The sequence below is a fragment of the Streptomyces sp. NPDC056161 genome, assembly GCF_042268025.1.
Lineage (GTDB): Bacteria > Actinomycetota > Actinomycetes > Streptomycetales > Streptomycetaceae > Streptomyces.
The window spans coordinates 1-3,064 of sequence record NZ_JBHJUV010000140.1 but is presented as its reverse complement, the minus strand read 5'-3'; the positions used below and the strand labels follow the sequence as shown (position 1 = coordinate 3,064).

Sequence of the window (3,064 nt, the reverse complement as noted above, 5' to 3'; positions counted from 1 at the left end):
CCCACGTCAGGGCAGACAGAAGCACCTCCGGCGCACGCCACGGGATTTACCACGCCCCCGGCGCGCACCAAAGGTGCGCTGGATCGCTGACCTGTAATAAAGGGCCGAGCAGCCGCACGTACCGCCACGCGGGAGCAACGGCCGAACTTTCTCCTCAGGTGCCCGCCAGGCGGGAAGCGACTCCGGCTGGCACGCCAGTGTCATCGCTCCCCGGCACGGGGAGAGACCCCCACGGCTTCTCCAGCCGTTCTCGACCAACCCTCAGTTCGGAGAAGAGCACGCTGGCGTCCGACCGTGGTCTACGCGGACGGCTCGCCGTGCTGGCGTTCACATCTGTCGTACTGCAAGTGCAGCCGACGGAGGTCTTGCAGCGCAGCAAAGGGGAATGGGTGCGGAACCCACTTCGCCCTGTAGCCGTCCTCCCCGTGGAGCCGGATCACCGATTAAGCAGCCTCCAAGACGACGTGCCCGAGGAGGCTAAGGGGCTGAGTGGAGGTCCACGAGAGTATGCCTGCCTGGTCCGGCGCGTCGAAGCTTGTGGACATGTCGGGAAACCGGTAGATCGCAACGTGAACGTCTGAGCCTCTGCGGCGGAGAACCCACCTCACTTCGGCTGGCTCAAGATCGAAGGAGAAACGCTGGACGGAGGTGCGGCCGTAGAGCCCTACGACACCGTGGAGCACGTCTGCAAGCGCGTCCGTGCAATAGCTCACGATGTCTTTCCGCTCCGAAACACCGTCCGCGACGCGGCAGGTCGCCCAACCACTACCACTGAGTTCCCAGCTGAACTCAAGCCGACTCATCCCGCCCCCCTGCCAGTGGTCCTCTCCCGAAGACGGTACAGCGGCGTTGAGGCAGCCCTCACCCTCCCTGCGCGTTAGTAGGTGGATCCCTGGCCGTGAGTTGGGCATACCTGGATGATCTGGGGTGTGGTAGCTGGTGGAACGGCTCGGCGGTACTGCCGGGAATGTGGTGATCCGCTGTTACGACCCTTGTTCCGGGTGTGAATACAGCCAACGCCAGTGACTGGCTAGGAGCGTGGGTCGTAACCGGATAGCGGGGTTGTGAGGTCAGGTGAGTAGGCGAGATCGTTTGAGGCAATACTGCCAGTGCCGTCTGTTGGAGGACCTCCGTGACCGATCCTGCGCCCGCGTCGCTGCCCGCTCCGCCCTACTACGCTGTGGTGTTCACCGCCGTACGGACCGCTGGCGACAATGGCTATGCGGAGAGAGACGAGCGGCTGATGAAACTGGCTGCCGACCAGCCGGGATTCCTCGGTGTCGATGCCGCTCGCCGTGCGGACGGCCTGGGGATCGTGGTGTCGTACTGGAGGGACGAGGACTCGATTGCCGCTTGGCGGGATCACGCAGAGCACGCCCTGGCCCGTGCGCACGGACGCGAGCACTGGTATGGCTCGTTCGCGCTCCACGTGGCCAAGGTCGAGCGCGCCTACGGGTTTACCCGCCCGGCAGATCTGTAGGTACCACTGCCACCCATCCTCGTGATCATTCATACGGGATGATTCCGGTATGTGTGGTGGCGATGGGCTGTTCGAGGTCGACCTGGTCGAGGCGAAGCGGCCGGAGGTGCGTGCGGCGGCGGTGGACAAGCGGTTCCGCACCTTCGACCCGCACCAGGTCCTGCTGCTGCCGTCGCTGGACGACTGGCTGCGCGAGGACCACCTGGCCCGGTTCGTCGCCGACCTGGTCGACCAGGCGCTCGACCTCTCGCCGGTCCTGGCCGACTACACCGAAAAGCGCGGCTTCCCGCCGTACAGTCCGCGGCTGATGGTGCGGCTGCTGCTCTACGGCTACACCACCGGCGTGCGCTCCTCTCGGACAATCAAGCGTAAGTGCGTGGACAACGTCGCGTTCCGGTTCCTGGCCGCCGACCAAGCCCCTGACTTCCGGTCGATCGCCCGCTTCCGCCACCGCCACCTGGACGCTCTGGCCGACCTGTTCCTCCAGTCCCTGCACCTCGCGCAGAAGCTGGACATGGTCAAGATGGGCCGCGTCGCCCTGGACGACACGAAGCTGGAGGCGAACGCCTCCAAGCACAGGGCCATGAGCTACGGACGGTTGGTGGACAAGGAAGAGCGGATCGAGGCCGAGATCGCCCACCTGGACGCCCAGGCCGCCGCCCTGCTGGCCGGCGCCGAGCACGTCGATGCCGCCGAGGACCAGGTCTTCGGCGTCGACGGCAAGGAGGTCGACCTGCCCGCCGAGTTGGACCGCCGTGAGAAGCGCCTGGCCAAGATGCAGGCCGCCCGCGCGCAGATCGAGGCCGAGGCCGCCGCCAAGGCCCGCGCTCGCGCCGAGGACACCGAACGCCGCCGCCAGGAGCGGGCCGGCACCAGCGACGAACAGGCCGTCACCAACACGGGCGAGAAAGCCGCCGCCAAGGCCCGCCCGAAGCCGAAGGCCCAGGCCAACTTCACCGACCCCGACTCTCGGATCATGAAGAACAGCGACGGCGCCTACATCCAGGCATACAACGCCCAAGCCGTCGTGGACGAGGCCCACCAGGTCATCACCGCCGCCGACGTGACGACCAACGCCTCGGACGCGCTGAACTACACCGCCATGCTCGACCAGTCCCACGCGAACACCGGCATCCACCCCAAACAGGCCCTCGTCGACGCCGGGTACTGCTCCGAGACCAACCCCGAAGCCGCAAAAGACCGCCAACTGGCCTGCGATACCGACACGTTCATGGACACCGGCCGCCTCAGCCACGACGAGCAAGTCCCGCCCGCACCCCGCGGACGCATCCCCAAGGACGCCACGCTCAAGGAGCGCATGGCCCGCAAGCTGCGGACCATGCCCGGCCGGAAGGCATACAGCCGCCGCAAGGCCATCGTCGATCCCGTCTTCGGCCAGATCATGACCTGCCACAACGGCCGCCAGCTCCTCCCGCGCGGCGAGGGCGGCGCCCGCGGCGAGTGGCGACTGCTGGCCGCCTGCCACAACGGGACCTGTCCCCGAGGGGTGGACACCTCTGAGCCCAGCCCCGCCAGGGGCCGGGTAGGAGGCATCTTTTATGGTGATGAAGGTCTACTCGCCCG

2 protein-coding genes are annotated in these 3,064 nt (G+C 66.9%); both read left to right on the top strand.

Annotation, left to right across the window (positions count from 1 at the left end; all coding sequences use genetic code 11):
• The first annotated feature begins 1,132 nt into the window (after positions 1-1,132).
• Positions 1,133-1,480, top strand: coding sequence for an antibiotic biosynthesis monooxygenase family protein (locus ACFC09_RS45910; RefSeq protein WP_376539152.1), 348 nt, complete (start codon positions 1,133-1,135; stop codon positions 1,478-1,480).
• Between the two features lie 67 nt (positions 1,481-1,547).
• The coding region (locus ACFC09_RS45905; RefSeq protein ID WP_376539154.1) for a transposase at positions 1,548-3,064 on the top strand (1,517 nt) is incomplete at its 3' end.